This is a genomic window from Mesorhizobium sp. M7A.F.Ca.US.010.02.1.1, assembly GCF_004023085.1.
Classification (GTDB): Bacteria; Pseudomonadota; Alphaproteobacteria; order Rhizobiales; family Rhizobiaceae; genus Mesorhizobium.
Genome location: NZ_RZRV01000112.1, coordinates 1 through 761, shown reverse-complemented (window position 1 = coordinate 761; position 761 = coordinate 1). Strand labels below are relative to the sequence as shown.

At 55.8% G+C, this 761-nt stretch carries 1 protein-coding gene and 1 pseudogene; one reads left to right on the top strand and one right to left on the bottom strand.

Going from position 1 to position 761, the window contains the following annotated elements; genetic code table 11:
• A pseudogene (locus tag EOA19_RS36625) lies at positions 1 to 200 on the bottom strand (amidohydrolase); the annotation flags it as partial.
• 128 nt (positions 201 to 328) lie between these two features.
• Between EOA19_RS36625 and EOA19_RS34950 the strand changes: the two are divergent.
• Positions 329 to 761 (top strand): LysR family transcriptional regulator (locus tag EOA19_RS34950; protein WP_164893128.1); only part of this gene is annotated, 433 nt, incomplete at its 3' end.

Here is a 761-nt window from a genome sequence, read left to right as displayed (position 1 = left end):
TCGGCTTCTGTTTTCGGACGGATGTCCTTGCGGGAAAAATCCTGCGGGTGGAACCAGGGCCGATGACCATGCGGAAAGGCGCCAACGGGACCTGTTTTCTCGCCCTCGATGAACATGTCTTTCCACAAGCCGGAGAGATAGGGCTCCAACACGGTGGCGCTTGACCAGTAATTATGACAGTCGCAGTCGACTATGAACACTTGTTCCGCTCCGTAACCTTACCCGGCGGCGCTGTCGGCCGCTGATCTGGTGCAGCTTCCGCCTTGAGTATTGTTTGATCAAGCTTATGATACGTGGAATATGATCGAGTTTTTCGATCGGGATTTCCATGCAGCTTGATCACATCGAAACCTTTCTCGACATTATCGAGTCGCGAAATTTCAATCGCACCGCAGATCGGTTGGGCTTAACCCAGTCGACGATCAGCACCCGCATCAAGAACCTGGAGAGCGCAATCGGATCTGAACTGTTCCAACGCGGACGCGCCGGAGCAGAGCCGACTGCCGCAGGGCGCCGGTTCGAAGCTTACGCCAGATCTCTCCTATCCACTTGGTCGCAGGCTCGCCACGATGTCCGGGCTTTCAATCGTTTCGAAGGGACCTTGCGCGTCGCCGCGCAGGTCGGGATGACCCGTTCGGTTTTGCCGGGTTGGGTGGAGACGCTGTGTCAGGCTCTTCCCAAATCGTCGATCCATGTCGAGTCGGATTATTCAAACCAGATGGTCAGCGACCTAAGCATGGGAAATCTCGACATCGCAGTGC